Source organism: Streptomyces sp. NPDC090021, assembly GCF_044748225.1.
In the GTDB taxonomy this organism is placed as follows: Bacteria; Actinomycetota; Actinomycetes; order Streptomycetales; family Streptomycetaceae; genus Streptomyces.
In genome coordinates this window covers 117,281-141,609 of the sequence record NZ_JBIVFO010000006.1, presented here as the reverse complement: position 1 = coordinate 141,609, position 24,329 = coordinate 117,281, and the positions used below count along the sequence as shown (strand labels likewise).

The 24,329-nt window shown below is 71.5% G+C and carries 19 protein-coding genes; 9 read left to right on the top strand and 10 right to left on the bottom strand.

Annotated elements, in window-relative coordinates:
* Nucleotides 1-43: 43 nt before the first annotated feature.
* On the bottom strand, nucleotides 44-628 hold the full coding sequence (locus ACIPXC_RS06385; RefSeq protein WP_401614078.1) for a biotin transporter BioY: 585 nt from the start codon (nucleotides 626-628) through the stop codon (nucleotides 44-46).
* 284 nt (nucleotides 629-912) lie between these two features.
* On the opposite strand from ACIPXC_RS06385, the gene ACIPXC_RS06380 reads away from it, so the two are divergent.
* The 3 genes from ACIPXC_RS06380 (at nucleotide 913) to ACIPXC_RS06370 (ending at nucleotide 4,918) form a co-directional block, all read left to right on the top strand.
* The gene (locus ACIPXC_RS06380) at nucleotides 913-2,319 is read left to right on the top strand and encodes an amino acid permease (RefSeq protein ID WP_401614076.1); all 1,407 of its coding nucleotides are present in this window, start codon (nucleotides 913-915) and stop codon (nucleotides 2,317-2,319) included.
* 381 nt (nucleotides 2,320-2,700) lie between these two features.
* The gene (locus ACIPXC_RS06375; protein ID WP_401614074.1) at nucleotides 2,701-4,101 is read left to right on the top strand and encodes an amino acid permease; all 1,401 of its coding nucleotides are present in this window, start codon (nucleotides 2,701-2,703) and stop codon (nucleotides 4,099-4,101) included.
* Nucleotides 4,102-4,261: 160 nt separating this feature from the next.
* A complete protein-coding gene (locus ACIPXC_RS06370) occupies nucleotides 4,262-4,918 on the top strand; it encodes a superoxide dismutase (protein WP_030958438.1) in 657 nt (218 codons plus the stop codon).
* A gap of 152 nt (nucleotides 4,919-5,070) precedes the next feature.
* Here the strand turns inward: ACIPXC_RS06370 and ACIPXC_RS06365 are convergent, their stop codons facing one another.
* Entirely contained in the window at nucleotides 5,071-5,721 is a 651-nt protein-coding gene (locus tag ACIPXC_RS06365; RefSeq protein ID WP_401614071.1) for a DsbA family protein, read from the bottom strand.
* Nucleotides 5,722-5,860: 139 nt separating this feature from the next.
* On the opposite strand from ACIPXC_RS06365, the gene pepN (ACIPXC_RS06360) reads away from it, so the two are divergent.
* Entirely contained in the window at nucleotides 5,861-8,416 is a 2,556-nt protein-coding gene (pepN, locus tag ACIPXC_RS06360) for an aminopeptidase N (RefSeq protein ID WP_401614069.1), read from the top strand.
* A 257-nt stretch (nucleotides 8,417-8,673) separates the two neighbouring features.
* Nucleotides 8,674-9,636, top strand: a complete 963-nt coding sequence (locus ACIPXC_RS06355) for a hypothetical protein (protein ID WP_401614067.1) — start codon at nucleotides 8,674-8,676, stop codon at nucleotides 9,634-9,636.
* Here the strand turns inward: ACIPXC_RS06355 and ACIPXC_RS06350 are convergent.
* Nucleotides 9,612-10,499, bottom strand: coding sequence for a pyridoxamine 5'-phosphate oxidase family protein (locus ACIPXC_RS06350; protein WP_401614065.1), 888 nt, complete (start codon nucleotides 10,497-10,499; stop codon nucleotides 9,612-9,614). The two genes, ACIPXC_RS06355 and ACIPXC_RS06350, sit on opposite strands and share 25 nt — an antisense overlap.
* Entirely contained in the window at nucleotides 10,499-10,957 is a 459-nt protein-coding gene (locus ACIPXC_RS06345; RefSeq protein ID WP_401614063.1) for a VOC family protein, read from the bottom strand. Before ACIPXC_RS06345 ends, ACIPXC_RS06350 begins: the two co-directional genes overlap by 1 nt.
* Before the next feature lie 122 nt (nucleotides 10,958-11,079).
* On the opposite strand from ACIPXC_RS06345, the gene ACIPXC_RS06340 reads away from it, so the two are divergent.
* The 3 genes from ACIPXC_RS06340 to ACIPXC_RS06330 all read left to right on the top strand — a co-directional run bounded on the left by ACIPXC_RS06340 (nucleotide 11,080) and on the right by ACIPXC_RS06330 (nucleotide 16,608).
* The gene (locus ACIPXC_RS06340) at nucleotides 11,080-11,640 is read left to right on the top strand and encodes a CGNR zinc finger domain-containing protein (RefSeq protein WP_401614061.1); all 561 of its coding nucleotides are present in this window, start codon (nucleotides 11,080-11,082) and stop codon (nucleotides 11,638-11,640) included.
* A gap of 273 nt (nucleotides 11,641-11,913) precedes the next feature.
* On the top strand, nucleotides 11,914-15,237 hold the full coding sequence (locus tag ACIPXC_RS06335) for a S8 family serine peptidase (protein WP_401614059.1): 3,324 nt from the start codon (nucleotides 11,914-11,916) through the stop codon (nucleotides 15,235-15,237).
* Nucleotides 15,238-15,579: 342 nt separating this feature from the next.
* Nucleotides 15,580-16,608 carry an aspartate-semialdehyde dehydrogenase gene (locus ACIPXC_RS06330; RefSeq protein WP_401614058.1) on the top strand — a complete coding sequence of 343 codons (1,029 nt, stop codon included), beginning with the start codon at nucleotides 15,580-15,582 and terminating at the stop codon, nucleotides 16,606-16,608.
* 66 nt (nucleotides 16,609-16,674) lie between these two features.
* Here the strand turns inward: ACIPXC_RS06330 and ACIPXC_RS06325 are convergent, their stop codons facing one another.
* On the bottom strand, nucleotides 16,675-17,004 hold the full coding sequence (locus ACIPXC_RS06325) for a helix-turn-helix domain-containing protein (protein WP_046774885.1): 330 nt from the start codon (nucleotides 17,002-17,004) through the stop codon (nucleotides 16,675-16,677).
* Nucleotides 17,001-17,132 carry a hypothetical protein gene (locus ACIPXC_RS06320; RefSeq protein WP_401614055.1) on the bottom strand — a complete coding sequence of 44 codons (132 nt, stop codon included), beginning with the start codon at nucleotides 17,130-17,132 and terminating at the stop codon, nucleotides 17,001-17,003. The genes ACIPXC_RS06325 and ACIPXC_RS06320 overlap by 4 nt, the downstream gene beginning before the upstream one ends.
* Nucleotides 17,133-17,296: 164 nt before the next feature.
* Between ACIPXC_RS06320 and pepN (ACIPXC_RS06315) the strand changes: the two genes are divergently transcribed.
* The gene (pepN, locus tag ACIPXC_RS06315) at nucleotides 17,297-19,885 is read left to right on the top strand and encodes an aminopeptidase N (RefSeq protein WP_401614053.1); all 2,589 of its coding nucleotides are present in this window, start codon (nucleotides 17,297-17,299) and stop codon (nucleotides 19,883-19,885) included.
* A gap of 218 nt (nucleotides 19,886-20,103) precedes the next feature.
* Here pepN (ACIPXC_RS06315) and ACIPXC_RS06310 read toward each other — a convergent pair whose 3' ends face one another.
* From ACIPXC_RS06310 to ACIPXC_RS06295, 4 genes are read right to left on the bottom strand one after another with little or no spacing between them, the layout of a single operon-like run.
* The gene (locus ACIPXC_RS06310) at nucleotides 20,104-21,006 is read right to left on the bottom strand and encodes a LysR family transcriptional regulator (RefSeq protein WP_401614051.1); all 903 of its coding nucleotides are present in this window, start codon (nucleotides 21,004-21,006) and stop codon (nucleotides 20,104-20,106) included.
* A 10-nt stretch (nucleotides 21,007-21,016) separates the two neighbouring features.
* Entirely contained in the window at nucleotides 21,017-21,937 is a 921-nt protein-coding gene (locus ACIPXC_RS06305) for a DMT family transporter (RefSeq protein ID WP_401614049.1), read from the bottom strand.
* 49 nt (nucleotides 21,938-21,986) lie between these two features.
* A complete protein-coding gene (locus ACIPXC_RS06300; protein ID WP_401614047.1) occupies nucleotides 21,987-22,919 on the bottom strand; it encodes an EamA family transporter in 933 nt (310 codons plus the stop codon).
* A 49-nt stretch (nucleotides 22,920-22,968) separates the two neighbouring features.
* Entirely contained in the window at nucleotides 22,969-24,285 is a 1,317-nt protein-coding gene (locus ACIPXC_RS06295) for an MFS transporter (protein ID WP_401614045.1), read from the bottom strand.
* Between the last annotated feature and the right edge of the window lie 44 nt (nucleotides 24,286-24,329).

The following is a 24,329-nucleotide window of genomic DNA, read 5'->3' as shown; positions in this document are numbered from 1 at the left end:
AGGCGGGCCGGGCTCCGGCGCTGCGGGGCGGGGCGGGGCCGCGTCAGCCGCGGCGGCCAGCCAGCTTCCAGGCGGCCGGCAGGGCGCCCATCGCGAAGGCGGCCTTGAGGGCGTCGCCGACCAGGAACGGGGTCAGGCCCGCCGCGACGGCGGCACCCAGGGACATCCCGGTGGAGGCCATCAGGTACGGCACGCCCACCGCGTAGATCACCGCGGAGCCGAGCGCCATCGTGCCCGCGGTACGCAGGACCGAGCGGTCGGCGCCGCGCCGCGCGAGGGCGCCGACGACGGTGGCGGCGAGCATCATGCCGAGCACGTAGCCGAAGGAGGCGCCGCCGGCCCCGGAGGTCCCGCCCGCGAACCACGGCACGCCGGCCATGCCCACGAGGGCGTACAGCGCCAGCGAGAGGAAGCCGCGGCGGGCGCCGAAGGCGGTGCCGACGAGCAGCGCGGCGAAGGTCTGGCCCGTGACGGGGACCGGGGAGCCGGGGACCGGCACCGCGATCTGCGCGGCGAGCCCGGTCAGGGCGGCGCCGCCGACGACGAGCGCGATGTCGCGCACCCGGCTCGCGGGCAGCAGGTCGGCGAGGACGGCGCCGGGCCGGAGGGAGACGGAAGCAGTGCTCATGAGGGGCTCCGCACAGTGGTGGGGGTCGGGACGATCACCGACGTTAGTGCGGGGTCCGGAGCCGCCCCACCGCCGCCCGGGACAAAGCCCCGCTCCCCCTGTTCGTGGGGACCGGACAAAGCCCACCCCTCTGATCAGCGTGGCGTGATCCTCGTCACTAGGAACATCCGACAACACGTCCGTTTTGCACGGACGACCGCCGCTCAGCGAGACTGTTGGATCCTGCCAAGTCAATGGCGGAGTCCCCACCACCGCTGGGCCGAACGAGAGTACGAGCACTCCTCATGCGTGAGCGCCTGCCAGACGCACCTCCCACGACGGGCGACCTGCCCCAGGAACCCCTCAGCCACAGCCTCAAGCAGCGCCATCTGACCATGCTGGGCCTCGGCGGCGTGATCGGCGCCGGCCTCTTCGTCGGATCCGGCGCCGGCATCGGCATCGCCGGTCCCGCGATCATCTGCTCCTACCTCCTCGCCGGCCTCCTCGCGATGCTGGTGATGCGCGCGCTGGGCGAGATGTCGGCCGCGATGCCCGCCTCCGGCTCGTTCTCCGTCTACGCGGAGCGGGCGCTCGGCCGCTGGGCCGGCTTCTCGGCGGGCTGGCTGTACTGGTTCCTGCTGGTCGTGGTGCTGGCCGTGGAGGCCACCGGCGCCGCGAAGATCGCGAACGGCTGGGTGCCCTCGATCGACCAGTGGGTCTGGGTGCTGCTCTTCATGGTGGTCTTCACCGTGAGCAACCTGGCCGCCGTGAAGAACTTCGGCGAGTTCGAGTTCTGGTTCGCCGCCCTCAAGGTCGGCGCGATCGTACTCTTCCTGATCCTCGGCACCCTGGCGATCCTCGGCGTGCTCCCGGACACGGATCCGGTCGGCATGGCCAACCTGACCGGCCACGGCGGCTTCTTCCCCGAGGGCTTCGGCGGCGTGATCGCGGGCATGCTGGCCGTCATCTTCGCCTTCGGCGGCCTGGAGGTCGTCACCATCGCGGCCGCCGAGTCCGACGACCCGGCCCGCTCGGTGTCCCGCGCGGTGCGCAGCGCGGTGTGGCGCATCCTCTTCTTCTACGTCGGCTCGATGATCGTCATCGTGACCCTGCTGCCGTGGGACTCGCTGGAGCCGGGGCAGAGCCCGTACGTCGCCGTCCTCGACTCCGTCGGCATCCCCGGGGCCGGCCAGATCATGAACATCGTGGTGTTCGTGGCCCTGCTGTCGGCGCTGAACGCGAACCTGTACGGATCCTCGCGCATGATCTTCTCGCTGGCCGAACGCGAGGAGGCGCCCACGTCGCTGCTGAAGGTCTCGGCCGGCGGCGTGCCGCGGCGGGCGGTGTTCGCGTCGGTGGCCTTCGGCTTCGTCTCGGTGGTCCTCAACCTGCTGTGGCCGGACACGATCTTCCTCTACATGCTCAACGCGGTCGGCGCCGTCCTGCTGTTCGTGTGGGCGCTGATCGCGGTCTCGCAGCTGAGGCTGCGGCGCCGGATCGAGCGGGACATGCCCGAGCGGCTGGTCCTGCCGATGTGGCTGTTCCCGTACGCCACCTGGGCCGCGCTGGCCGGGATGGCGGCGGTCCTGGTGCTGATGCTGTTCGACGACTCCGCGCGACCGCAGTTGCTGTGGTCGACGGGCGCCGCCCTGCTGGTCCTCGCCGTGGCGGGCGTCCGCGAGCTGCGGGAGCGGCGCGGCCCGAGGTCCTGACCGCCGGCCGGTCCACGGCCGCTGTCCACGGCCGCTGCCCACGGCCCACCTGGAGACCCCCGCGCATCCGGCGCGGGGGTCTTCGCGCGTCAGGTGCGCAGGTACGGGGCTCCGTTGACGTCGAGCACGGTGCCCGAGCTCCAGCGAGCCGCGGGCGAGGCCAGGTGCAGCACGGCGGCGGCGACGACCTTCTGGGGCGCGCCGACCCGGCCCCCTCCCCTGTCGTCGCGTCACCCGCGTCCTGTCGGCAGCGTACGGGTGTGATCACGGCCGGTCATTCGGCCGTCCGAATATCGGACAGCGATCATCCGAAGATCGGACAGAGGTGAGACTGGGGCACCTCATCACGTCCCCCCGCACAACCGGACAGGCACACCCGCAATGAGCCAGAGCACCCTGACACCGCACGAAGCGCCGCGGACCGACGCCGGATCCCCGCTCGGCAACGGCCTCAAGCAGCGCCACCTCTCGATGATCGCCCTCGGCGGTGTCATCGGCGCCGGACTCTTCGTCGGCTCCGGAGCCGGCATCGCCGCGGCGGGCCCCTCGATCGTGCTCGCCTACGCCGCGTCCGGACTGCTGGTGATGTTCGTGATGCGGATGCTCGGCGAGATGTCCGCCGCCAACCCCGCCTCCGGCTCCTTCTCGGTGCACGCCGAGCGGGCGATCGGCCCGTGGGCCGGGTTCACCGCCGGCTGGATGTTCTGGACGCTGCTGTGCGTGGGCGTGGCCATCGAGGCCATCGGCGCGGCGCACATCATGACGGGCTGGTTCCCGGGCACCCCGTCGTGGATGTGGGTGCTGGTCTTCATGGCGCTGTTCTGCGGCTCCAACCTGGCCGCCGTCTCGAACTTCGGCGAGTTCGAGTTCTGGTTCGCCGCGCTCAAGATCGGCGCCATCGGCCTCTTCCTGGGCCTCGGCGCACTGGCCGTCCTCGGCCTGCTGCCCTCTGCCGGCGCGCCCGGCACCGCCAACCTGCTGCACGACGGCGGCTTCCTGCCCAACGGGGTCGACGGCCTGCTGGTCGGCCTGCTGGCCTCGGTCGTCGCGTACGGCGGCCTGGAGACGGTCACCATCGCGGCCGCCGAGTCGCAGGACCCGGTCAAGGGCGTGGCCAGGGCCGTGAGGACCACCATGTGGCGCATCGCCGTCGTCTACGTCGGCTCGATGCTCGTCATCGTGACCCTGCTGCCGTGGAGCGACCCGAAGGTCACGGAGGACGGCCCCTACGCGGCCACCCTGGACCACCTGGGCATCCCGGCGGCCGGCGAGATCATGAACGTGGTCATCCTGATCGCGCTGCTGTCCGCGATGAACGCCAACATCTACGGCTCCTCCCGCATGGCCTACTCGCTCGTCTCCCGCGGCCAGGGTCCCAAGGCGCTGGGCAAGGTCACCGGCCGCGTGCCGCGCCGGGCGGTGCTCGCCTCCTCCGGCTTCGGCTTCGTCACCGTGCTGCTGTCGTACTGGTACCCGGACACCCTGTTCGCCTGGCTGCTGAACATGGTCGGCGGCGTCATCCTCGTGGTCTGGGGCTTCATCGCCGTCTCGCAGTTCGTGCTGCGCCGCCGGCTGGAACGCGAGGCCCCCGAGAAGCTCGTCGTGCGGATGTGGGGCTTCCCGTACCTGACCTGGGTCGCGCTGGCCGGGGTGGCCGGGGTCCTGGTGCTGATGGCGCTGGGTGAGGACACCCGGGTCCAGGTGGTCTTCACCGGCGGGCTCACCGTCGCCCTCGCCGTGACCGGATACCTGCTGCAGCGCAGGGCGCCCGCCGCCCGCTGACAGCGCCTCGACCGCAGGTGGGCCCCGTGCGAACGCACGGGGCCCACCTGCGTTTTACAGAGGTGACCCTTACGTGTGAGGAGGAATAGATACTGCTAGCGTGCAGTTGCGCATTAATTGCAATAAGCGATTGGCACGCCGAGGGGACCGGACAACACGCATGGCCATCTACACGCTTCCTGAGCTTCCGTACGACTACGCGGCGCTGGAGCCGGTGATCAACCCGCAGATCATCGAGCTGCACCACGACAAGCACCACGCGGCCTACGTCACGGGCGCCAACAACACGCTGGAGCAGCTGGCGGAGGCACGCGACAAGGAGAACTGGGGCGCGCTCAACGGCCTCGAGAAGAACCTCGCGTTCCACCTCTCCGGGCACATCCTGCACAGCATCTACTGGCACAACATGGCCAGCCCGAAGACCGGCGAGGGCGGCGGCGAGCCCACCGCGGCCGACGGCCTGGGCGACCTGGCCGACGCGATCACCGAGTCCTTCGGCTCCTTCGCGAAGTTCAAGAAGCAGCTGACCTTCGCGTCCTCCGCGACCCAGGGCTCCGGCTGGGGCGTGCTCGCGTACGAACCCGTCAGCGGCCGCCTCGTCGTCGAGCAGGTCTACGACCACCAGGGCAACGTGGGTGTCGCCAGCACCCCGATCCTGGTCTTCGACGCCTGGGAGCACGCCTTCTACCTGCAGTACAAGAACCAGAAGGTGGACTTCATCGAGGCGATGTGGAACGTCGTCAACTGGCAGGACGTCTCCAAGCGCTACGCCGACGCCAAGGCCAACACCCCGCTGCTGATCCCCGTCAAGGGCTGATCGCACCCCCGAGCCCTCCCCCAGCTACCGCCGGGAGGTGCCCCCAGCCTCGTGATCGTCTTCTCAACCTTCACTGGCCGGGGTGTCCAGCGGAAGACCCCCGTGAGGACGTGACTCACGGGGGTCTTCTGTGTCAGGTGCGGACGTACGGACTACTCGAAGGACGGGCCCTTGGTGCGGGTGCGCTTGATCTCGTAGAAGCCGGGCGTGGAGGCGACGAGCAGGGTGCCGTCCCACAGCCGGGCCGCGGCGTCGCCGCGCGGGGTCGGGGTGACCACCGGGCCGAAGAAGGCGACGTCGCCCTCGCCGTCGGCGCCCGGAACGGAGATCACCGGGGTGCCGACCTCCTGGCCCACGCGGTCGATGCCGTCGTTGTGCGAGGCCCGGAGCACCTCGTCGTACTCGTCGGAGTCGGCGTACGCGAGCAGCTCGGCCGGCAGGCCGACCTCGGCCAGCGCCTCGGCGATGACCTCGCGGGTCGGGCCCTTGTCCTCGTTGTGGATGCGGGTGCCGAGCGCGGTGTAGAGCTTGCCGGTGATCTCGTCGCCGTGCTTCTGCTGGGCGGCTATGACGACGCGAACGGGGGCCCAGCCCTTGGGGCCGAGCAGCTCGCGGTAGACCTCGGGAAGCTCGTCGAGCTTGTTCTCGTTCAGGACGGCGAGGCTCATCACGTGCCAGCGCACCTCGACGTCGCGGACCTTCTCGACCTCCAGCATCCAACGGGACGTCATCCAGGCCCAAGGGCAGAGCGGGTCGAACCAGAAGTCGACCGGGGTCTTCTCGCGCACCTGGGTCTCGGTCATGTCTCTCCTCGGTGTCGTTCTCGGGCGGGAAAAGGCGGCAACGGCCCATGTTCCCCGTGGCCAACCAGGACACCGTCGCGCGCATTCCCCCCGTGCGAGGATTCGACCCAAGAACGCGATCACGCACGAAGGAGTGCAGGTGCCCGGAGAGAATCTGTCCCGCGAGGAGGCCCGCGAGCGGGCCGAGCTGCTGTCCGTCGACGGGTACGAGGTCGCCCTCGACATCAGGTCGGCGGTGGACGAGACCGAGCCGGCGGAGGGCCCGCGGACCTTCCGTTCGGTGACGACGGTCCGCTTCCGGGCCGCGGTCCCCGGCGGCGCCACCTTCGCGGACCTGATCGCCCCTTCGGTGAACTCCGTCACGCTCAACGGGCGGGCGCTGGACGTGGCCGCCGTCTTCGACGGGTCGCGCATCGCCCTGGCCGACCTGGCCTCCGAGAACGTCCTGGTGGTCGACGCGAACTGCGCCTACAGCCGGACGGGTGAGGGCCTGCACCGCTTCGTGGACCCGGAGGACGGCGAGGTCTACCTCTACACGCAGTACGAGCCGGCCGACGCCCGGCGGGTGTACGCGAACTTCGAGCAGCCGGACCTGAAGGCGCCCTACCGCTTCGAGGTGACCGCGCCCGAGGGCTGGCAGGTGTGGAGCAACGGCGCCGAGGAGTCCCGCGAGGGCTCCGTGTGGCGGTTCGCCGAGACCGCGCCGATCTCCACGTACATCACCTGCGTGGTGGCGGGTCCCTACCACTACGTGACGGACACCTACACCCGCGGGGACCTGACCATCCCGCTGGGCGCGATGTGCCGCAAGGGGCTGGCCAGGCACTTCGACGCGGACGACGTCTTCCTCGTCACCAAGCAGGGCTTCGACCTCTTCCACGAGATCTTCGACTACCCCTACCCCTTCGGGAAGTACGACCAGGCCTTCGTGCCGGAGTACAACCTGGGCGCCATGGAGAACCCGGGAATGGTGACCTTCCGGGAGGAGTACATCTTCCGCGGCAAGGTCACGCAGGCCTCGTACGAGCGGCGCGCGAACGTGATCCTCCACGAGATGGCGCACATGTGGTTCGGCGACCTGGTCACCATGAAGTGGTGGGACGACCTGTGGCTGAAGGAGTCCTTCGCGGACTTCATGGGTTCCTTCGGACTCGTCGAGGCCACCCGCTTCGACCAGGCGTGGGTGACCTTCGCCAACAACCGCAAGGCGTGGGCCTACCGCGCCGACCAGCTGCCGTCCACGCACCCGATCACGGCCGACATCCGTGACCTGGAGGACGCGAAGCTGAACTTCGACGGCATCACCTACGCCAAGGGCGCGGCGGTGCTCAAGCAGCTGGTCGCCTACGTCGGCCGGGAGGCGTTCCTGGAGGGCGCGCGCCGCTACTTCAAGGCCAACGCGTACGGGAACACCACGCTGGACGACCTGCTGTCGGTGCTCGGCGAGGTGTCCGGCCGGGACATGTCCGAGTGGTCGCGGGCCTGGCTCCAGACGGCGGGCGTGAACGCGCTGACCCCGGTGGTGACCTACGACGCGGCGGGGCGGATCACCGAGCTCGCCGTCGTGCAGGAGGGCGACGAGCTGCGGCCGCACCGGGTCGGCGTCGGCCTGTACCGGCTGGAGCCGGACGGTGCGCTGGTCCGCTACGCGCGGGCCGAGGCGGACGTCTGTGGCGCCCGTTCGGTGATCGCGGAGCTGGCCGGGCAGGACCGGCCCGACCTGGTCCTGGTCAACGACGAGGACCTCACGTACTGCAAGATCCGGCTGGACGAGGGTTCGCTGGCCACGCTGCGCGGGCACCTGGGCGATCTGACGGATCCTCTGGCACGTGCGCTGAGCTGGTCGGCGCTGTGGAACCTGACGCGGGACGGCCTGATGCCGGCGCGCGACTTCGTCTCGCTGGTCCTGGCGCACGCGGGCCGGGAGACGGACGTCGGCGTCCTGCAGCAGCTGCACGCGCAGGCGCAGACCGCGGTCACCCACTACACGGCGCCGGACCGGCGCGAGCAGGGCGGCCGGGACCTGGCGGCCGGTGCGCTGCACGAGCTGCGGGTGGCGGAGCCGGGGTCGGAGGCCCAGCTGACCTGGGCGCGGTTCTTCGCGGCGAGCGCGGCGACGGAGGGCGACTTCCAGCTGCTGCTGGGGCTGCTGGAGGGGTCGGCGCGGATCGACGGGCTCGACGTGGACCAGGAGCTGCGCTGGGACTTCCTGCTGCCGCTGGCCGCGCACGGGGCGGTGGACGAGGGCGTCATCGCCGCCGAACTGGCCCGGGACGACACCGCGTCGGGCAAGCGGCACCAGGTCCGGTGCCTGGCTGCACGCCCCTCGCAGGCGGTGAAGGACCAGGCGTGGGCGGCGGTGGTCGAGTCGGACGCGCTGTCCAACGCGCTGGTGGAGGCGACGATCGCGGGCATGCAGCAGCCTTCGCAGCGGGGCCTGCTGGCAGCCCACGCGGGGCGCTACTTCGAGGTGATCGAGCGGGTGTGGGCGGACCGGTCGATCCAGATCGCGATGGACATCGTCAGGGGGCTCTACCCCTCGCTGCAGGGCGACGCCGCCGCGCTGGAGGCCACGGACGCGTGGCTGGCCGGGCACGAGAACGCCGCCCCGGCCCTGCGCCGTCTGGTGCTGGAGTCCCGCGACGACCTGGCCAGGGCCCTTGCCGCCCAGCGGTGCGACGCGGCGGCCGGCTGACCTGCGGCAACCCTGTCGGCGCCCGCCCCCGACCCCTGGTCCGCACACGCCGGACGGGCTGAAGACCCAGCCCCGCCGGCGTGTGCGGCACGGGGTCCGGGGCGGAGCCCCGGTGCCGGCGGCGCGGGCCGTGTCCCCCGTACGGGCGCACCCCATCGGCAGTCGAACGCCCGTACTTTAGCCCCGGCTTGTCCGGATTTGCCGACGAGCGTGTAACAGGGGTTAGCAAGGCCATGGCCTGAGGGAATCACCGCGTCATGAACCACAACGCGCCCCTCCCCCTCGCCCACCTCACCGTCAACCGCCCCCGCGTGCTGACCCTCGCACAGCTGCGCGAGCACGGCGTGAGCGCCTCCGAGGCCGCCGAGCGGGACTGGCAGCAGATCCTGCCAGGTGTGTTCCTGCTCCACCCCGGGCCGGCGACCAGCGAGGAACGGCTGCACGCCGCGCTGCTGTACGCGGGCCGGCGCGGCGGGGGCGAGGCCATGATCACCGGACTGGCGGCCCTGGCCCTGTACCGCTTCGCCTCCGCGCCCTCGCTGCTCGCCCTCCCGCGCATCGACGTGCTGGTGCCGGGCATCCGGAGGCTCCGGTCCACCGGTGACGTGCGGATCGTGCGCGCGCACACCGCACCCCGCTCCCAGGAGGTCACCGGGCTGCCCGTCGCGCCCGTCGCCCGGGCGGTCGCGGACGCCGTCGCGCAGCTCTCCGACGCCGGCACCGTACGCCGGCTGCTGAGCGAGGCCGTCCGCGGCGGGCACTGCGAACCGAGTGCCGTCGTACGGGAGCTGACGGTGGCCCGGCTGCTGAACCGGCCGCATGTGGTCGACGCCGTCGAGTCCCTCCTGGCGGAGGGCCGGGCCATCGCCGAGGACCGGCTGTACCACCTCGTGCGCGGCTACGGACTCCCCGACCCCCTCTGGAACGTGGACCTGCGGATCCCCGGCGGCCCGCACCTCGGCGGGGTCGACGCGTACTGGCCCGAGCACTCCGTGGCCGTGGAGATCGACACCCGTGCCCCGCGCCAGGGCGAGGACGAGGAGTGGTCCGAGACCGTGCGCAAGCGCGAGACGCTGGAGCGGCTCGGGGTGACCGTCCTCCACATCACCCCGCGCAAGCTCCGCGACTGGCCCGAGCAGCAGGCCGCGGTCGTCCGGACCGCCCTGACGGCGTCCGACGACCGCGAGCCCGCCGCCTACCTGGTGGTGCTCCCCAGGTGAGGGGAGTACTCCGGGGTGCTCCACAGCAGCCGCCCCGGATGCACGCCCTCCACCACCGATTCCACCCGGAAGCGGGTGCGGCGGCCGCCGTCGGGCGCGAACTCCGTCCGGGCCCGGCCGCTGAGCTGGAGGACGGCCCCGCTCTCCCAGTCCGGGAAGAGCAGCCCGGCCCGCGGGTCGGTCATCAGGTTCCCCAGGGTCAGGAACATCGCGTTCCCGGCGTAGTCCGGCCAGGACAGCTCGACCGGGGAGAGCACCTCCACGAAGCCCGGCAGGCCGCCGCGGTGGCTCGCGTCGACACCGTCCCCCTCCGCCGTGGTGGCGACGAAGAAGGTGTCGGCGCCCCGGACGGTACGCACCTGGCCCGGGGTCAGCGTGTCCCCGCGGCGCACCACGCCGGCCCCCTCGGCGACCAGTTCCAGCGGCTGCCGCTGCTGCAGGTACTTCGGGCAGTTGGCGAAGACCTGCTCGGCTTCGACGGCGAAGCCGCGCGGGGTCGCCGTGAGGGTTCCGTTCAGCCGCATCCGGCGCCGGGTGCGCGGGTCGAGCGCGATGGTCCCGACCCGGGTCCCGGCCGTGGCCAGCGCCCGGGCGAGCGGGTCGCCGACGGGCGGTCCGCCCGTGACGGCGACCCGGTGCGCCCCGGTGGCCCGTACGAAGCCGGGCGGCCCGGTGAGCAAGGAGGCCCACATCCGCCCGGTGTCGTCGGCGGCCCCGACGACCAGGTGCGGCTGGAGTTCCAGGAAGGCCGCAGCGACGTCGCGGATGCCCGTACCGATCGAGCGGCCGACGTGCTCGGCCGGCCCGCGCACGCCGACCCGCTCCTGCACCGCCAGTGACCCCCAGTGGTAGACGCTGCCCATCAGAAGAACCCGCAGGTCGGCGCCCCCGCGATGGGAGCGGGGGCATCCTCGGCGCCGGTCGGTACGGAGATCTCCAGACGGGTGCCGTCGGGGTCGTGGAAGAAGATGCCGCCGGAGGCCGCGCCCTCGCCGTGCGCGACGACGCCCTCGTAGGCGAAGTCGACGCCGAGGCCGCGCAGCCGCTCCTCGTACGCGCGCACCTCCTCGACGGCGCCGGCCGAGAACGCCAGGTGGTGCAGACCGGCCGCGGCCGGCTCGAAGGCGCCGTCGGCCTGCTGCCAGAGCGTGAGGACGAGCTCGCCGTCCCGGCCGAGGAAGGCGTAACGGCGGTCCTCCTCCTTGCCCTCCCCCAGCACCTGGAAGTCGAGGGCGTCCCGGTAGAAGTCGAGCGAGCGCTCCAGGTCGGTGACGTTCAGGCCGACGTGTCCGGTGCGGAGCGTACTGATGACGGTGGTCATGACGGGTCCTTCCCCAGGGGCCGTTCCATGAGTTCTAACCTTCTAAATCCAATTTAAAGGTTAGAGTGGAGGGCGTCAACCACTCACGTACCCTTGAGGGGTTAGCGAGCGAGGAGACGGACATGACGACGGCGGACCCGCGGCCCCTGACCGGGGAGCCGATCGCCCTCGACCTGCTGAACACGCGCTGGATGCAGGAGGGCGAGCCCGTCGACCTCTTCGCCGGGGCCTTCGGACTGAGCCGGGTCGAGGGGCTCGCGGTCTGGCTGGAGTCCGCCGGACTGGCCGGCCGCTTCCGGGCCGACGCCTCGACCCTCGTCCACCTGATGACCGCGCGCGAGGCACTCGCCCGGGCGGTCGCCGACCCCTCCGACGAGAGCGCGCGCGCCCTGGTCGACGCCGTACTGGAGCACGGGCGCATCCGCGCCACCCTGACGGCCGAAGGCCCGGGCGAGCGCGCCGAGTTCGACGACCGCACCTGGGGTCCGGCCTGGACGGCCGCCCGGAACTACCTGGAGCTGCTGGACTCCGCGCCCGACCGGATCCGCAAGTGCGCCTCCGAGACCTGCGTCCTGCACTTCCACGACACCTCGCGCAACGGAACCCGGCGCTGGTGCTCCATGTCCGCCTGCGGAAACCGGGCGAAGGCCTCGCGCCACTACGCGCGCACGCGCGAGCGCTGACCGCTCGAAATCTGTCACACCCGCACCGGGGAACGACACCGCTCCGGTGCCGACTTGGGGCCACTAAGTCGATAAATCAACTCTTCAGCCCCTGTGGTTCGCACCACTGTGCCCGGATACGGCCTCACTGGCGGAAGTCCCGCACTGGCGGATGTCCGCCACGACAGGTCTCGGTCGATGACACCCCTCCCCAAAGACCTGTCGATTGAGGAAAGCTGACCGGTCATCCGGCACCGAAATCCGGACCGTATCTTTCACTTACCAGGGATGCTGATGACCCTCGAATCCCCCAGTTCCATATCCGGGGCAAGACGCGTCGCCCGCGTCGCGGCCGCGGCCGGCCTGGTCGCCGCCCTCGCGGCGACCGGCGCCGGGCCCGCGTTCGCGGCCGCCGGCGCGGACACCCCGGGCACCACGCCCGCGGTCAAGTCCGCCGACCAGAAGCTCGGTTCGGCCGACGTCGAGCTGCTCCAGGAGGCCAAGGCCAAGGGTGACGCGAACGTCACCGTGATGGTCGCGACCGCCCCCGGCCAGACCAAGCAGGTCGCCGACCAGCTGGACGCCGTCCAGGGCGCCTCCGTCGGCCGGACGTACGACAACCTCGGCTACGTGCGCGCCACCCTGCCGACGGGCAAGGCCGAGGCCGCGCTGAAGGCGGCCGCCAAGCTGTCCTCGGTGCACGGCATCGACCTGCGTCACGAGATCCAGCTGCCGGACCCGCGGCCGGACGCCGGCCGGGAGGGCGGCACGGCCAAGAAGACCGCGGCCCAGACGTACGCGGCGCCGGACGGGAACACCCCGGCGAAGAACCCGTACAACCCGTCCTTCGAGACCGGTGCGGTCGACTTCGTCGAGAACAACCCGCAGGCCGACGGCCGCGGCGTGACCATCGGCATCATGGACTCGGGTGTCGACCTCGGCCACCCGGCCCTGCAGAAGACCACCACCGGCGAGCGCAAGATCGTCGACTGGGTGACGGCCACCGACCCGATCACCGACAACGACGGCACCTGGCGCGCCCAGATCACCCCGGTCACCTCCGCGGGCGGCACCTTCACCGCGGGCGGCCAGAGCTGGAAGGCGCCCGAGGGCAGCTTCCAGTGGAGCCGGTTCAGCGAGTCGATCACCGCCAACGGTGACATGGCGGGCGACGTCAACCGGGACGGGGACACCACCGACCGGTTCGGCATGCTCTACGACGCCGCCGCCGGCACCGTCCGCGTCGACACCGACCAGGACGGCGACTTCACGAACAACGAGCCGATGAAGCCGTACAAGGACGGCTACCAGATCGGCTACTTCGGCACGGACAACCCGGCGACCGAGGTCGTCGAGCGGATCCCGTTCGTGATCGAGATCCGCAAGGACGTCCCGATGGACCCGCTGGGCGGGGACTGGGTCGGCAAGAAGGCCGACTTCGTCAACATCGGCATCATCGAGTCCGAGCACGGCACGCACGTCGCCGGCATCACCGCCGCCAACAGCCTCTTCGGCGGCAAGATGAACGGTGAGGCGCCCGGCGCCAAGCTCGTCTCCTCGCGCGCCTGCTCCTGGTCCGGCGGCTGCACCAACATCGCGCTGACCGAGGGCATGATCGACCTCGTCGTCAACCGCGGCGTGGACATCGTCAACATGTCGATCGGCGGCCTGCCGGCGCTGAACGACGGCAACAACGCGCGCGCCGAGCTCTACCGCAACCTCGTCGACACCTACGGCGTCCAGCTGGTCATCTCGGCCGGCAACTCCGGTCCGGGTGTGAACACCATCGGCGACCCGGCCCTCGCGGACAAGGTCATCTCCGTGGGCGCCTCGGTCTCCAAGGAGACGTGGGCCGCCAACTACGGCTCCGGCGTGACCACGAAGTACAACATGTTCCCCTTCTCCTCGCGCGGTCCGCGTGAGGACGGCGGCTTCACGCCGACCATCAGCGCCCCCGGCGCGGCCATCAACACCATCCAGACCTGGCTGCCCGGCGCGCCGGTGAAGGAGGCCGGCTACAGCCTGCCGGCCGGTTACGGCATGCTCCAGGGCACCTCGATGGCCTCGCCGCAGGCGGCGGGCGCGAGCGCGCTGCTGATCTCGGCCGCGAAGCAGCAGGGCATCAAGCTGACCCCGGCCTCCCTGCGGGTCGCGCTGACCAGCTCCGCGAAGAAGATCGACGGCGTCCCGGCGCACGCGCAGGGCTCCGGTCTGATCGACGTCGAGGGCGCGTGGGAGTCCATCCAGCGCGACGCCAAGGCCAACGAGTTCACGGTCAAGGCCCCCGTCGACACCGCGATCGACCAGTTCCTGAAGACCCCGGGCTTCGGCACCGGCCTGTACGACCGCGAGGGCGGCCTCAAGGTCGGCCAGAAGAAGGTCTACAACGTCGTCGTCACCCGCACCACCGGCGTCAAGTACGGCACCCGGCACGACCTGAGCTGGCGCAACAACGACGGCACCTTCAAGATCATCGGCGGCTACGACTACGTCACGCTGCCGCTGAACAAGCCCGTCACCATCAAGGTCGAGGCCAAGGCCAAGACGGCCGGCGTCCACAGCGGCATCCTGCAGCTGGACGACGAGACCACCGAGGGCATCGACAAGCAGATCCTGACGACCGTCGTGGCTTCCGCCCCCCTGGCCGCGCCGGCGTTCTCCCTGTCGCAGTCCTCCACCGTGGAGCGCAACTCGCACAAGTCGTACTTCGTGACCGTGCCGCCCGGCGCCAAGAGCCTGGAGGTCGCCCTCGGCGGTCTCGCGGCCGGCGCCCAGACGCGCTTCATCGCGATCCACCCGTACGGCGTGCCGGTGGACCCCACGTCCACCATCAACTGCTACCCGAACTACAACAACCCGGCCAACACCTGCCGCCCCGACGTGCGCTCGTACCCCGAGCCGACGCCGGGCGTCTGGGAGATCGAGGTCGAGGCCCGTCGTACGTCGCCGGTCCTCGACAACCCGTTCACGCTGGACGTCTCCGTGCTCGGCGCGGCCTTCGACCCCGCGGTCAAGGTCCTGCCCGAGGTGAAGCAGGGCACCCCGGCCCCGGTCCAGTGGAGCGTCAAGAACGGCGGCGCGGCCATCACCGGCGGCAAGCTCAAGGGCGGCCCGCTCGGCTCCGCGAAGGTCGCCAAGCCGACCATCGCGGACGGTGAGACCCACACCACCGAGATCGCGGTCCCGGCCGGCACCTCCCGCCTCGACGTCGCGATCGGCAAGGTGTCCGACACCGCCGCCGACCTCGACCTGGAGGTCTACAAGGACGGCGTCAAGGTCGGCTCCTCCGCCGACGGCGACTCCGAGGAGGCCGTGAGCCTGGTGAACCCGGCCGCGGGCACCTACACCGTCAAGGTGTTCGGCTACGCGGTCCCGGCCGGCTCCACCACGTACGACTACCGTGACGTGTTCTTCTCGGCCGCCCTGGGCTCCGTCCAGGTCGACGAGGCCGCCGCGGTGAACCTCGCCACCGGCGCCACCGCGCAGGTCTCGGCGAACGTCCTGGTCACCAGCGCGGCCCCCGAAGGCCGTCAGTTCTTCGGCCAGGTCGAGCTGCTCAACGCCCGCGGCACCGCCGCCGGCACCGGCAGCGTGCAGATCGAGAAGGTCCTCCCGTAGCACCTTCCGCAGGGAAACCCCGAGGGGGCGGCGCTCCGACGAGCACCGCCCCCTCGGGCCGTTCCCCCTCGGGCGCAGGTGCCGACCGCGTATGCGAGTCCTTGTTTCGGCCTGAAGTCGATCATGTCCGGATAGCGGACGCGACAGACAGGACACCAACCGGTCCCGATCAGGCAAAACGGTCGCTCAGGGGGCGTGAAACACGGCCGCCACGCACACGTCATGGGTGTTCACATTCAGAACACCGTCCGTTCCTCGGACAATAGATTGGACAAGGCGCGTGGGGTCGAACGCATGATGGCCTCACGCGCGCCCGCGTCGTACGGAGCAGAAGGAGTCACCGTGAGGGTCGGAATCGTCGGAGCCACCGGTCAGGTCGGCGCAGTCATGCGCAGCATCCTCGCCGAGCGCAAGTTCCCGGTGGACGAGCTGCGCCTGTTCGCCTCGGCCCGGTCCGCCGGCTCGACGATCGAGTGGGAGGGCCGCGAGATCACGATCGAGGACGCCTCCACGGCCGACTACTCCGGCCTGGACATCGTGCTCTTCTCCGCCGGCGGCGCCACCTCGAAGGCCCTGGCCGAGAAGGTCGCCTCGCAGGGCGCCGTGGTCATCGACAACTCCTCCGCCTGGCGCAAGGACCCCGAGGTCCCCCTCGTCGTCTCCGAGGTCAACCCGCACGCGATCAAGAACCGCCCCAAGGGCATCATCGCGAACCCGAACTGCACCACCATGGCGGCGATGCCGGTGCTGCGCCCGCTGCACGACGAGGCCGGCCTGACCGCGCTGATCGCCACCACCTACCAGGCCGTGTCCGGCTCCGGCCTGGCCGGTGTGGCCGAGCTCGACGGCCAGGTCAAGGCCGTCTCCGAGGGCGCGACCGGGCTGGTCCACGACGGCGGTGCCGTCGACTTCCCCGAGCCGGGCGTCTACAAGCGTCCGATCGCCTTCAACGTGCTCCCGCTCGCAGGCTCGATCGTCGACGACGGCTCCTTCGAGACCGACGAGGAGCAGAAGCTCCGCAACGAGTCCCGCAAGATCCTCGAAATCCCGGAGCTCAAGGTCTCGGGCACCTGCGTGCGCGTGCCGGTCTTCTCCGGCCACTCCCTCCAGATCAACGCCCGCTTCGACCGCCCGATCAGCGTCGAGCGCGCCTACGAGCTGCTGAAGGACGCGGACGGCGTGGAGCTCTCCGAGATCCCGACCCCGCTCCAGGCCGCCGGCCAGGACGCCTCGTACGTGGGCCGCATCCGCGTCGACGAGACGGTGGAGAACGGCCTCGCGCTCTTCGTGTCGAACGACAACCTCCGCAAGGGCGCCGCGCTGAACGCGGTCCAGATCGCGGAGCTGGTCGCCGAGGAACTGCGCGGCTGACCCCGCACCCGGCACGACCCGGAGGGCGGGCGCCGCAGAGCGCCCGCCCTCCGGCGTTTCCCGGGGTCAGGCGACCTTCACGGTGACGTCGCCGCGCTGGACGGTGACGGACACCTCACCGCCGAGTACAGCCGCGTACGCCCGCAGGACGTCGAGGCTGTCCACCTGGCCGTGCTCGATCTGCGAGACGCGCGCCTGACTGAGGCCCAGAGCGGCCGCGACGTCGGCCTGGGTGAGCCCGGCGGAGCGCCGGAGCCCGGCGAGCTCGTACCCCCGGATCCGCGCGGTGTTCTCGGCCCTCACCTGAGCCCTCTGCTCTTCGGCGTCGGCGGTCCCGAGGAGCGGCTGCCGTTGCAGCGCCTCGGCGCGCACCTCCCGCCACGAACGTCCCTTCACCCTGTGCCTCCTCTTTCCTTGCCGGCCACGTACTGCTCGTAGCGCCGCTCGGCGACCGGGATGTTCTCCTCGTACCAGCGACTCCAGCGGCCCGCTTTGTCTCCCGCCACCAGGATGATCTCCCACATTCCGCGAACTTAAGGCTGAACTTATATCCACAGGTGGGTACGGCTGAAACCTCACCCCACCGGGTGACAGTGCGGGCAGGTCAGTCGAAAGTATTCCGAGAGCAGGACACCCTCACCCCGTGGAAGGATGTCCGGGCAACGTCACCATCGAAGGAGATGACCGCGTGCCAGGCACGAACCTCACCCGTGAAGAGGCTCAGCAGCGTGCGAAGCTGCTCACCGTCGACTCGTACGAGATCGAACTCGATCTCAGCGGTGCGCAGGAGGGCGGGACCTACCCGTCCGTGACCACCGTGCGCTTCCAGTCGGCCGAGGCAGGGGCGGAGACCTTCATCGACCTGGTCGCTCCGGCGGTCCACGAGGTCGTCCTCAACGGAAAGTCGCTCGACGTCGCCGCCGTCTTCCGCGACTCCCGGATCGCCCTGGCGCACCTCGCGGCCGGGGCCAACGAGCTGCGGGTCGTCGCGGACTGCGCGTACACCAACACCGGTGAGGGCCTCCACCGTTTTGTCGACCCGGTCGACCAGCAGGCCTACCTCTACACCCAGTTCGAGGTGCCGGACGCGCGGCGGGTCTTCGCCAGCTTCGAGCAGCCCGACCTGAAGGCCACGTTCCAATTCACCGTGACGGCCCCCGAGGGCTGGACGGTCATCTCGAACTCCCCGACGCCGGAGCCCGCGGACGTCAAGGACAACGTCTGGCGTTTCGAGCCGACCCCGCGGATCTCCTCGTACATCACGGCGCTGATCGTCGGCCCGTACCACTCGGTGCACAGCTCCTACGAGGGCCCCGACGGCCGGTCCGTGCCGCTCGGCATCTACTGCCGGCCCTCGCTCGCCGAGTTCCTCGACGCGGACGAGATCTTCGACGTGACCCGGCAGGGCTTCGACTGGTTCCAGGAGAAGTTCGCCTACGACTACCCGTTCGCCAAGTACGACCAGCTCTTCGTGCCGGAGTTCAACGCGGGCGCGATGGAGAACGCGGGCGCGGTCACCATTCGCGACCAGTACGTCTTCCGCTCGAAGGTGACGGACGCCGCGTACGAGGTGCGCGCGGAGACCATCCTCCACGAGCTCGCCCACATGTGGTTCGGCGACCTCGTCACCATGGAGTGGTGGAACGACCTGTGGCTGAACGAGTCCTTCGCCACCTACACCTCGATCGCGTGCCAGGCGTACGCGGAGGGCTCGAAGTGGCCGCACGCGTGGACCACCTTCGCCAACTCCATGAAGACGTGGGCGTACCGGCAGGACCAGCTGCCGTCCACGCACCCGATCATGGCCGACATCCGTGACCTCGACGACGTCATGGTCAACTTCGACGGCATCACGTACGCCAAGGGCGCCTCGGTGCTCAAGCAGCTCGTCGCCTACGTCGGCACGGACGCCTTCTTCAAGGGCGTGCAGGCCTACTTCAAGGCGCACGCCTTCGGCAACACCCGCCTGTCGGACCTGCTGGGCGCCCTGGAGGAGACCTCGGGCCGCGACCTGACCGCCTGGTCGAAGGCGTGGCTGGAGACGGCCGGCATCAACGTCCTGCGCCCCGAGATCAGCACCGACGCCGACGGCGTGATCACCGCCTTCGGCATCCGCCAGGAGGCGCCCGCGCTGCCCGCCGGTGCCAAGGGCGAGCCCACGCTGCGCCCGCACCGCATCGCGGTGGGCCTGTACGAGCTCCGGGACGGGGCGCTCGTGCGCACCGACCGGATCGAGCTGGACATCGACGGCGCGCTGACCACGGTGCCGGAGCTGGTGGGCCGTACCCGCCCGACGGTGGTCCTGCTGAACGACGACGACCTGTCGTACGCGAAGGTCCGCCTGGACGAGGCCTCCCTCGCCGCGGTCACCGCGCACATCGGCGACTTCACGGAGTCCCTGCCGCGCGCCCTGTGCTGGGCCTCGGCCTGGGACATGACGCGTGACGGCGAGCTCGCCACCCGCGACTACCTCTCGCTGGTGCTCTCGGGCATCGGCAAGGAGTCCGACATCGGCGTCGTCCAGTCGCTGCACCGCCAGGTGAAGCTGGCCGTCGACCTGTACGCCGACCCGGCGTGGCGCGAGGAGGGCCTGGCGGCCTGGACCGGGGCCACCCTGGAGCACCTGCGGGCGGCGGAGCCGGCCGGCGACCACCAGCTGGCGTGGGCGCGGGCCTTCGCGGCCACCGCCCGCACCGAGGAGCAGCTGGCGTACCTGTCGGCGCTGCTGGACGGCTCGGCCGTCATCGAGGGCCTGGCCGTCGACACCGAGCTGCGGTGGACGTTCCTGGAGCGGCTCGCCGCGACGGGCGTGGCCGACGAGGCGGCCATCGCGGCGGAGCTGGAGCGGGACGCGACGGCGGCCGGCGAGCGGCACGCGGCGACGGCCCGGGCGGCCCGCCCGACGGCGGAGGCCAAGGCGGCGGCCTGGGCCTCGGTGGTGGAGTCCGGCGACCTGCCGAACGCGGTGCAGGAGGCGGTGATCGGCGGCTTCGTCCAGACCGACCAGCGCGAGCTGCTGGCCCCGTACACGGAGAAGTTCTTCGCCTCCGTCAAGGAGGTCTGGGACACCCGCAGCCACGAGATCGCCCAGCAGATCGCGGTGGGCCTGTACCCGGCGCTCCAGGTCTCGCGGGAGACCCTGGACGCGACGGACGCGTGGCTGGCCTCGGCCGAGCCCAACGCCGCGCTGCGGCGTCTGGTGTCGGAGTCCCGCGCGGGCGTCGAGCGCGCTCTGAAGGCCCAGGCGGCCGACGCCACCGCTGCCGCTCAGGTCTAAGGGCGCGGGCTCGTTACGGGGGCCCGCCCCCGCGCCTCAATCGCCGGCGGGCTGGATTTTCCAGCCCGCCCGGCGATTGAGGGCACGGGCGCACAGCGCACATACGGGGTCCGGGCAGCGCCCGGGAAACGGAGAAGGGGCGGGGCGGGGCGGGGAGAAGGCTCCGCGCAGCGGCGTGCCCCGCTCGCGCTCGGTGCCTGCGGCCCGGCCCGACGGGGTCACCGCCGGGCCGACGCCACCTCGCGCAGGGCCGTGAGGACGTGCGCCACCGCGGGAGCGGATTCGGCTCCGCGCCGTACCGCCGCGATCACGTGCCGCGTCGGCCGGTCCCGCGACAGCACCCGTACCGCCACCCCCGAGGCCCGGCTCGACACCATCCGGGGGACCAGGGCCACGCCCATCCCCGCCTCGACCATGGCCAGGATCGCGGTCCAGCCCGATGCCGAGTGGGCCTGTTCGGGCACGAAGCCCGCCGCCTCGCACGCGCCCCGGGCGATCTCCGACCACGGTCCGCTGCCCCCGTAGATCCACGGGTCCCCGGACAGGTCCGCCAGCCGCAGGTCGGCCGCGTCCCGCAGGGGGTGCCCGGGCGGGAGCGCCACGTCCAGCGGGTCCTCCATCAGGGTGACCCGGGTGAACCTCCGGTCCCGCGCGGTCGGTGCGTGGGCGGCCAGCGACAGCGCCAGGTCCACGCCCCCGGCCGAGAGGAGTTCGTAGGACTCCGCGGCCTCGGTCTCCCGGACCCGTACCTCCACGCCCGGGTGGGCCCTGCGCAGTTCCGCCACCGCCGGGACCACCAGCGCGGGCACGGCGGTGGAGAACGCGCCGACCCGCACCTCGCCCGCGTCCCCGGCGAGGTAGCCCGCCAGTTCCGCGTCGGCCTGCTCCAGCTGCGCGAACACCGCCTCCGCGTGCCGCAGCACGAGGTGGGCGGCGTCGGTGAGGCGGACCCGGCGGCCCTGCGCCTCCAGCAGCACCACCCCCAGCTGCCGGGCGAGGTTCGTCAACTGCTGCGACACGGCCGAGGGCGTCATGTGGAGCGCCTCGGCCGCCCGGGTCACGGTCCCCTGTTCGGCGAGGGTCCGCAGGATCCGCAGCTTCTTGATGTCCCACTCGGTCATGGGCCCGAACCTACCGCCGGGCACTTCCCAGCCCGACCCCGCCGAGGATCAGCGCCATGCAGAGCAGCTGGGCCGGTCCGGTCGGCTCGCCCAGGAGCAGCAGGCCGAGCCCCGCCGCACACACCGGCTGGAGGTAGTAGACGACTCCCGCGCGGGCGGCCCCGATGACGGAGACGGCCTTGTTCCAGGCGAAGAAGGCGACGGCCGAGGAGAACACCCCGACGTAGAGCAGTGGTCCGACCGTGCCGGCCGTCGTCTCGAAGCCGCCCTGGACGTGGAGGGAGACGGCGTAGGCCGGGGCCAGCATCAGCGCGCCGAGGACGAATGTGGTGATCAGGAAGGCCAGTCCGCCGAGTTCGGCGGGCTTGCGCTTGAGCAGGGCGCTGTACGTGGCGAAGGAGAGGGCGGCGGCGAACATCCACAGGTCGCCGGCGCCGAAGTCGAAGCCGATCGAGCCGTCGCCGACGAGCAGCAGCACTCCGAAGGCGGCGAGCAACATGCCGAAGGTGCGTCGGGCGCCGAGGCGTTCGCCGCCGAGTCGGGCGTAGAGGGCCATGACGACGGGCGAGGCGGCCATGATCATGCCCATGTTGGAGGCCGTGGTGGTCAGTCCGGCCTGGTGCACGAGCGTGTTGTAGAGGGCGACGCCGAACAGCGACGCGAGGGCGACGAAGCCGAGGTGGCGCCGGATCAGGGCCCGTTGCCGCCAGGCCTGGCGGGCGGCGAAGGGGGCGACGGCGAGCAGGGCGATGATCCAGCGCCAGAAGACGGCCTGGACGGGCGGGACGGTCTCGGCCATGCCGCGGGTGGCGACGAAGCTGCCGGACCAGACGACCGTCGCGATCAGGGCGAGGAGTACGCCGAACCCGGCAGCACCCTTCTTGCCCGTGCTGCCGGGTTCGGCGTGCGAAACGGTGCGGACGCGGTCCATGACGGCCACTGTGCGTCTCCCCCTCGGGGTCGGTCTGATGTCGAGGGAGCTACCGTCGCACCCGCCCATTGGTCAGGTCCATCGAAATGTTTCGATCGTTCTTTTCAGTAGAACTGAACGGTTGTGGGGCGCGGGCGGCCGCCAGCTGTCCGGCGACGGTGGCCCCGAAGGCGATCGCCATGCCCACGAGCTGTACGGGAGTGAGCGCCTGCCCGAGGGCGGCCCAGCCGATCACGGCCGCGGTCAGCGGGGAGAGCGGGCCGAGCAGGGTGACCGTGGTGGCGCCGAGCTGCCCGATGCCGCGGAACCAGAGCCAGTAGGCGATGCCGGTGTTGATCAGCATCATGTAGCCGTAGCCGAGGAGGGCCTTCCCGTCGAGCGCGGGCGGTGCGCCTTCGACGAGGGCGGCCACCGGGATGATGACCAGCCCGCCCGCGGTGAGCTGCCAGCCGGTCATGGCCAGCGGCCCGACGCCCTCGGGCCGGCCCCAGCGCTTGGTCATGACGGTTCCGGCCGCCATGGAGGCGGAGGACACCACACCGGCGACGACGCCGACCAGGTCGAGAGCCGCCTCGGCCCGGAGGACGACCATGCTCACGCCGAACGCCCCCATTACGGCGGCCAGTACGGTACGCAGGCTCGCGCGCTCCCCCAGGACGAGGGCGGCGAGGCCCACGACGAACAGCGGGCCGGCGGAGCCGAGCACGGCCGCGACCCCTCCGGGCAGCCGGTAGGCGGAGAGGAACAGCAGCGGGAAGAAGGCGCCGATGTTGAGGGTGCCGAGCACGGCGGACTTCCACCACCAGGCGCCCTTGGGCAGGGTGCGGGCCAGGGCGGTCAGCAGCAGGCCCGCGGGCAGGGCCCGCATGACCCCGGTGAACAGCGGCCGGTCGGGCGGCAGCAGTTCGGACGCGACGGCGTAGGTCGAGCCCCAGGAGATCGGGGCGAGGGCGGTCAGGGCGACGGTGGCGAGACGCTTCATGGCGGGTGGCTCCTCGTGCGGGTGAGGAAGTCGGGACCGGGGGCGCGGTTCAGCCGACGGCGGGGGCCGGACGGCGGTCGGCAGCGGCGGCGGCGCCGACGGCCGCGGCCGGGGGCTGCGCGTGCACGGCCTCGGCGGGCAGGTGCCGTTCCAGCCGCAGCAGTGCCAGGGCGGCGCCGAGCGCGGCGACGGTCAGGACGGCCCAGGGCAGCCGGCCGTCCACGGCGAGCAGAGCGGTGAAGAGCGAGGGGGCGAGGGCGGTGGCCAGCGAGTAGGACAGCTGGTAGGTGGCCAGGTAGCGGCCGCGCACCGGCTCGGGGGCCGCGGAGACCGACAGGGCGCCGCCGGAGGGGCTGTGCACCAGCTCGCCGAGGGTGTAGACGACGACGATGACGAGCAGGGCGGCCAGGGTTACGCCCTGGCCGGGACGCAGGGTGCCGAGCACGATCTGCCCGGTGAAGGCGGCGGCGAAGAGCAGGGCGCCGAGGGCGGCGGAGCGGGTGCGGCGGGCGCCGGAGCGGCGGACGCGGCCCGCGACCAGCACGCTGATCCCGGCGCACAGGGCGGTGTTGAGGGTGAAGGCCGCCCCGGTGAGGGAGTCGGGTGCCGTCAGCCACGTGGAGAGGTAGAGCGGGAAGAGGACGGAGAGGGCCGCGTAGCCCAGCGCGGTGAGGAAGTTGGCGGCGGTAAGCCCCAGGAAGGGACGGTCGCGCAGGACCATCCGGTAACCGGCGGCCTGCCGCCCGGCGGTGGTGGCGTCCGCCTCGGCCGGAACCGGGCGGACCCTGCTGACGAGCAGTCCGGCGAGGGCGAAGGCGAGGGAGTTGGCCCAGGCGGTGTGGGTGAAGCCGCCGGTGCCCCACAGCGCCAGCACTCCGGAGACGAGGAGGGCGCCCGCGCCCATCCCGGCGTTCTGCAGGGCCCGGGTGGACGCCTGGAGCCGGTCACGGGCGGCGCCCCGTGCCACTTCCCCGATCAGGGACTGCTGCACGACGGAGAAGGAGCGGTCGGCGAGCGCGGTGACGAGGGCGACGGCCGCGAAGGCGGGCAGGGAGTTCGCGAAGGGATAGAGGGCGAAGCCGAGCGCCCTGATCCCGTAGAGCACCAGGTTGACCCGTTTGGCGCCGAACCGGTCGACGGCCGAGCCGGCCAGGGGCATGAAGGCCAGCCCGGCCACCCCGGTGACCGTCATGACCAGGCCGACGAGGGTGAAGGAGAGGCCGGTGACGTGGTGGAAGAAGACGAGCGAGAAGGGGACGTACATGCCGATCCCGATCGCGCTGACTCCGATGCCGAGGAGCAGCGACCGCTCCCCCGCGACCTTCGCCTCCCCGGCCTTCGACGTCCTGCTCCTGAACACTGCCATGGCGGCCTCTCCCCCGATTCGATTGCTGGCAAGTAGCTTACCGC

Coding starts and splice junctions, on each gene's coding strand:
- ACIPXC_RS06310 (WP_401614051.1), bottom strand. CDS start 21,006: ATGACCGAGTGGGACATCAAGAAGCTGCGGATCCTGCGGACCCTCGCC.
- ACIPXC_RS06375 (WP_401614074.1), top strand. CDS start 2,701: ATGAGCCAGAGCACCCTGACACCGCACGAAGCGCCGCGGACCGACGCC.
- ACIPXC_RS06355 (WP_401614067.1), top strand. CDS start 8,674: ATGAACCACAACGCGCCCCTCCCCCTCGCCCACCTCACCGTCAACCGC.
- ACIPXC_RS06365 (WP_401614071.1), bottom strand. CDS start 5,721: ATGACCGAGACCCAGGTGCGCGAGAAGACCCCGGTCGACTTCTGGTTC.
- ACIPXC_RS06345 (WP_401614063.1), bottom strand. CDS start 10,957: ATGACCACCGTCATCAGTACGCTCCGCACCGGACACGTCGGCCTGAAC.
- ACIPXC_RS06305 (WP_401614049.1), bottom strand. CDS start 21,937: ATGGACCGCGTCCGCACCGTTTCGCACGCCGAACCCGGCAGCACGGGC.
- ACIPXC_RS06380 (WP_401614076.1), top strand. CDS start 913: ATGCGTGAGCGCCTGCCAGACGCACCTCCCACGACGGGCGACCTGCCC.
- ACIPXC_RS06295 (WP_401614045.1), bottom strand. CDS start 24,285: ATGGCAGTGTTCAGGAGCAGGACGTCGAAGGCCGGGGAGGCGAAGGTC.
- ACIPXC_RS06370 (WP_030958438.1), top strand. CDS start 4,262: ATGGCCATCTACACGCTTCCTGAGCTTCCGTACGACTACGCGGCGCTG.
- ACIPXC_RS06340 (WP_401614061.1), top strand. CDS start 11,080: ATGACGACGGCGGACCCGCGGCCCCTGACCGGGGAGCCGATCGCCCTC.
- ACIPXC_RS06385 (WP_401614078.1), bottom strand. CDS start 628: ATGAGCACTGCTTCCGTCTCCCTCCGGCCCGGCGCCGTCCTCGCCGAC.
- ACIPXC_RS06335 (WP_401614059.1), top strand. CDS start 11,914: ATGACCCTCGAATCCCCCAGTTCCATATCCGGGGCAAGACGCGTCGCC.
- ACIPXC_RS06300 (WP_401614047.1), bottom strand. CDS start 22,919: ATGAAGCGTCTCGCCACCGTCGCCCTGACCGCCCTCGCCCCGATCTCC.
- ACIPXC_RS06320 (WP_401614055.1), bottom strand. CDS start 17,132: ATGTGGGAGATCATCCTGGTGGCGGGAGACAAAGCGGGCCGCTGGAGT.
- ACIPXC_RS06350 (WP_401614065.1), bottom strand. CDS start 10,499: ATGGGCAGCGTCTACCACTGGGGGTCACTGGCGGTGCAGGAGCGGGTC.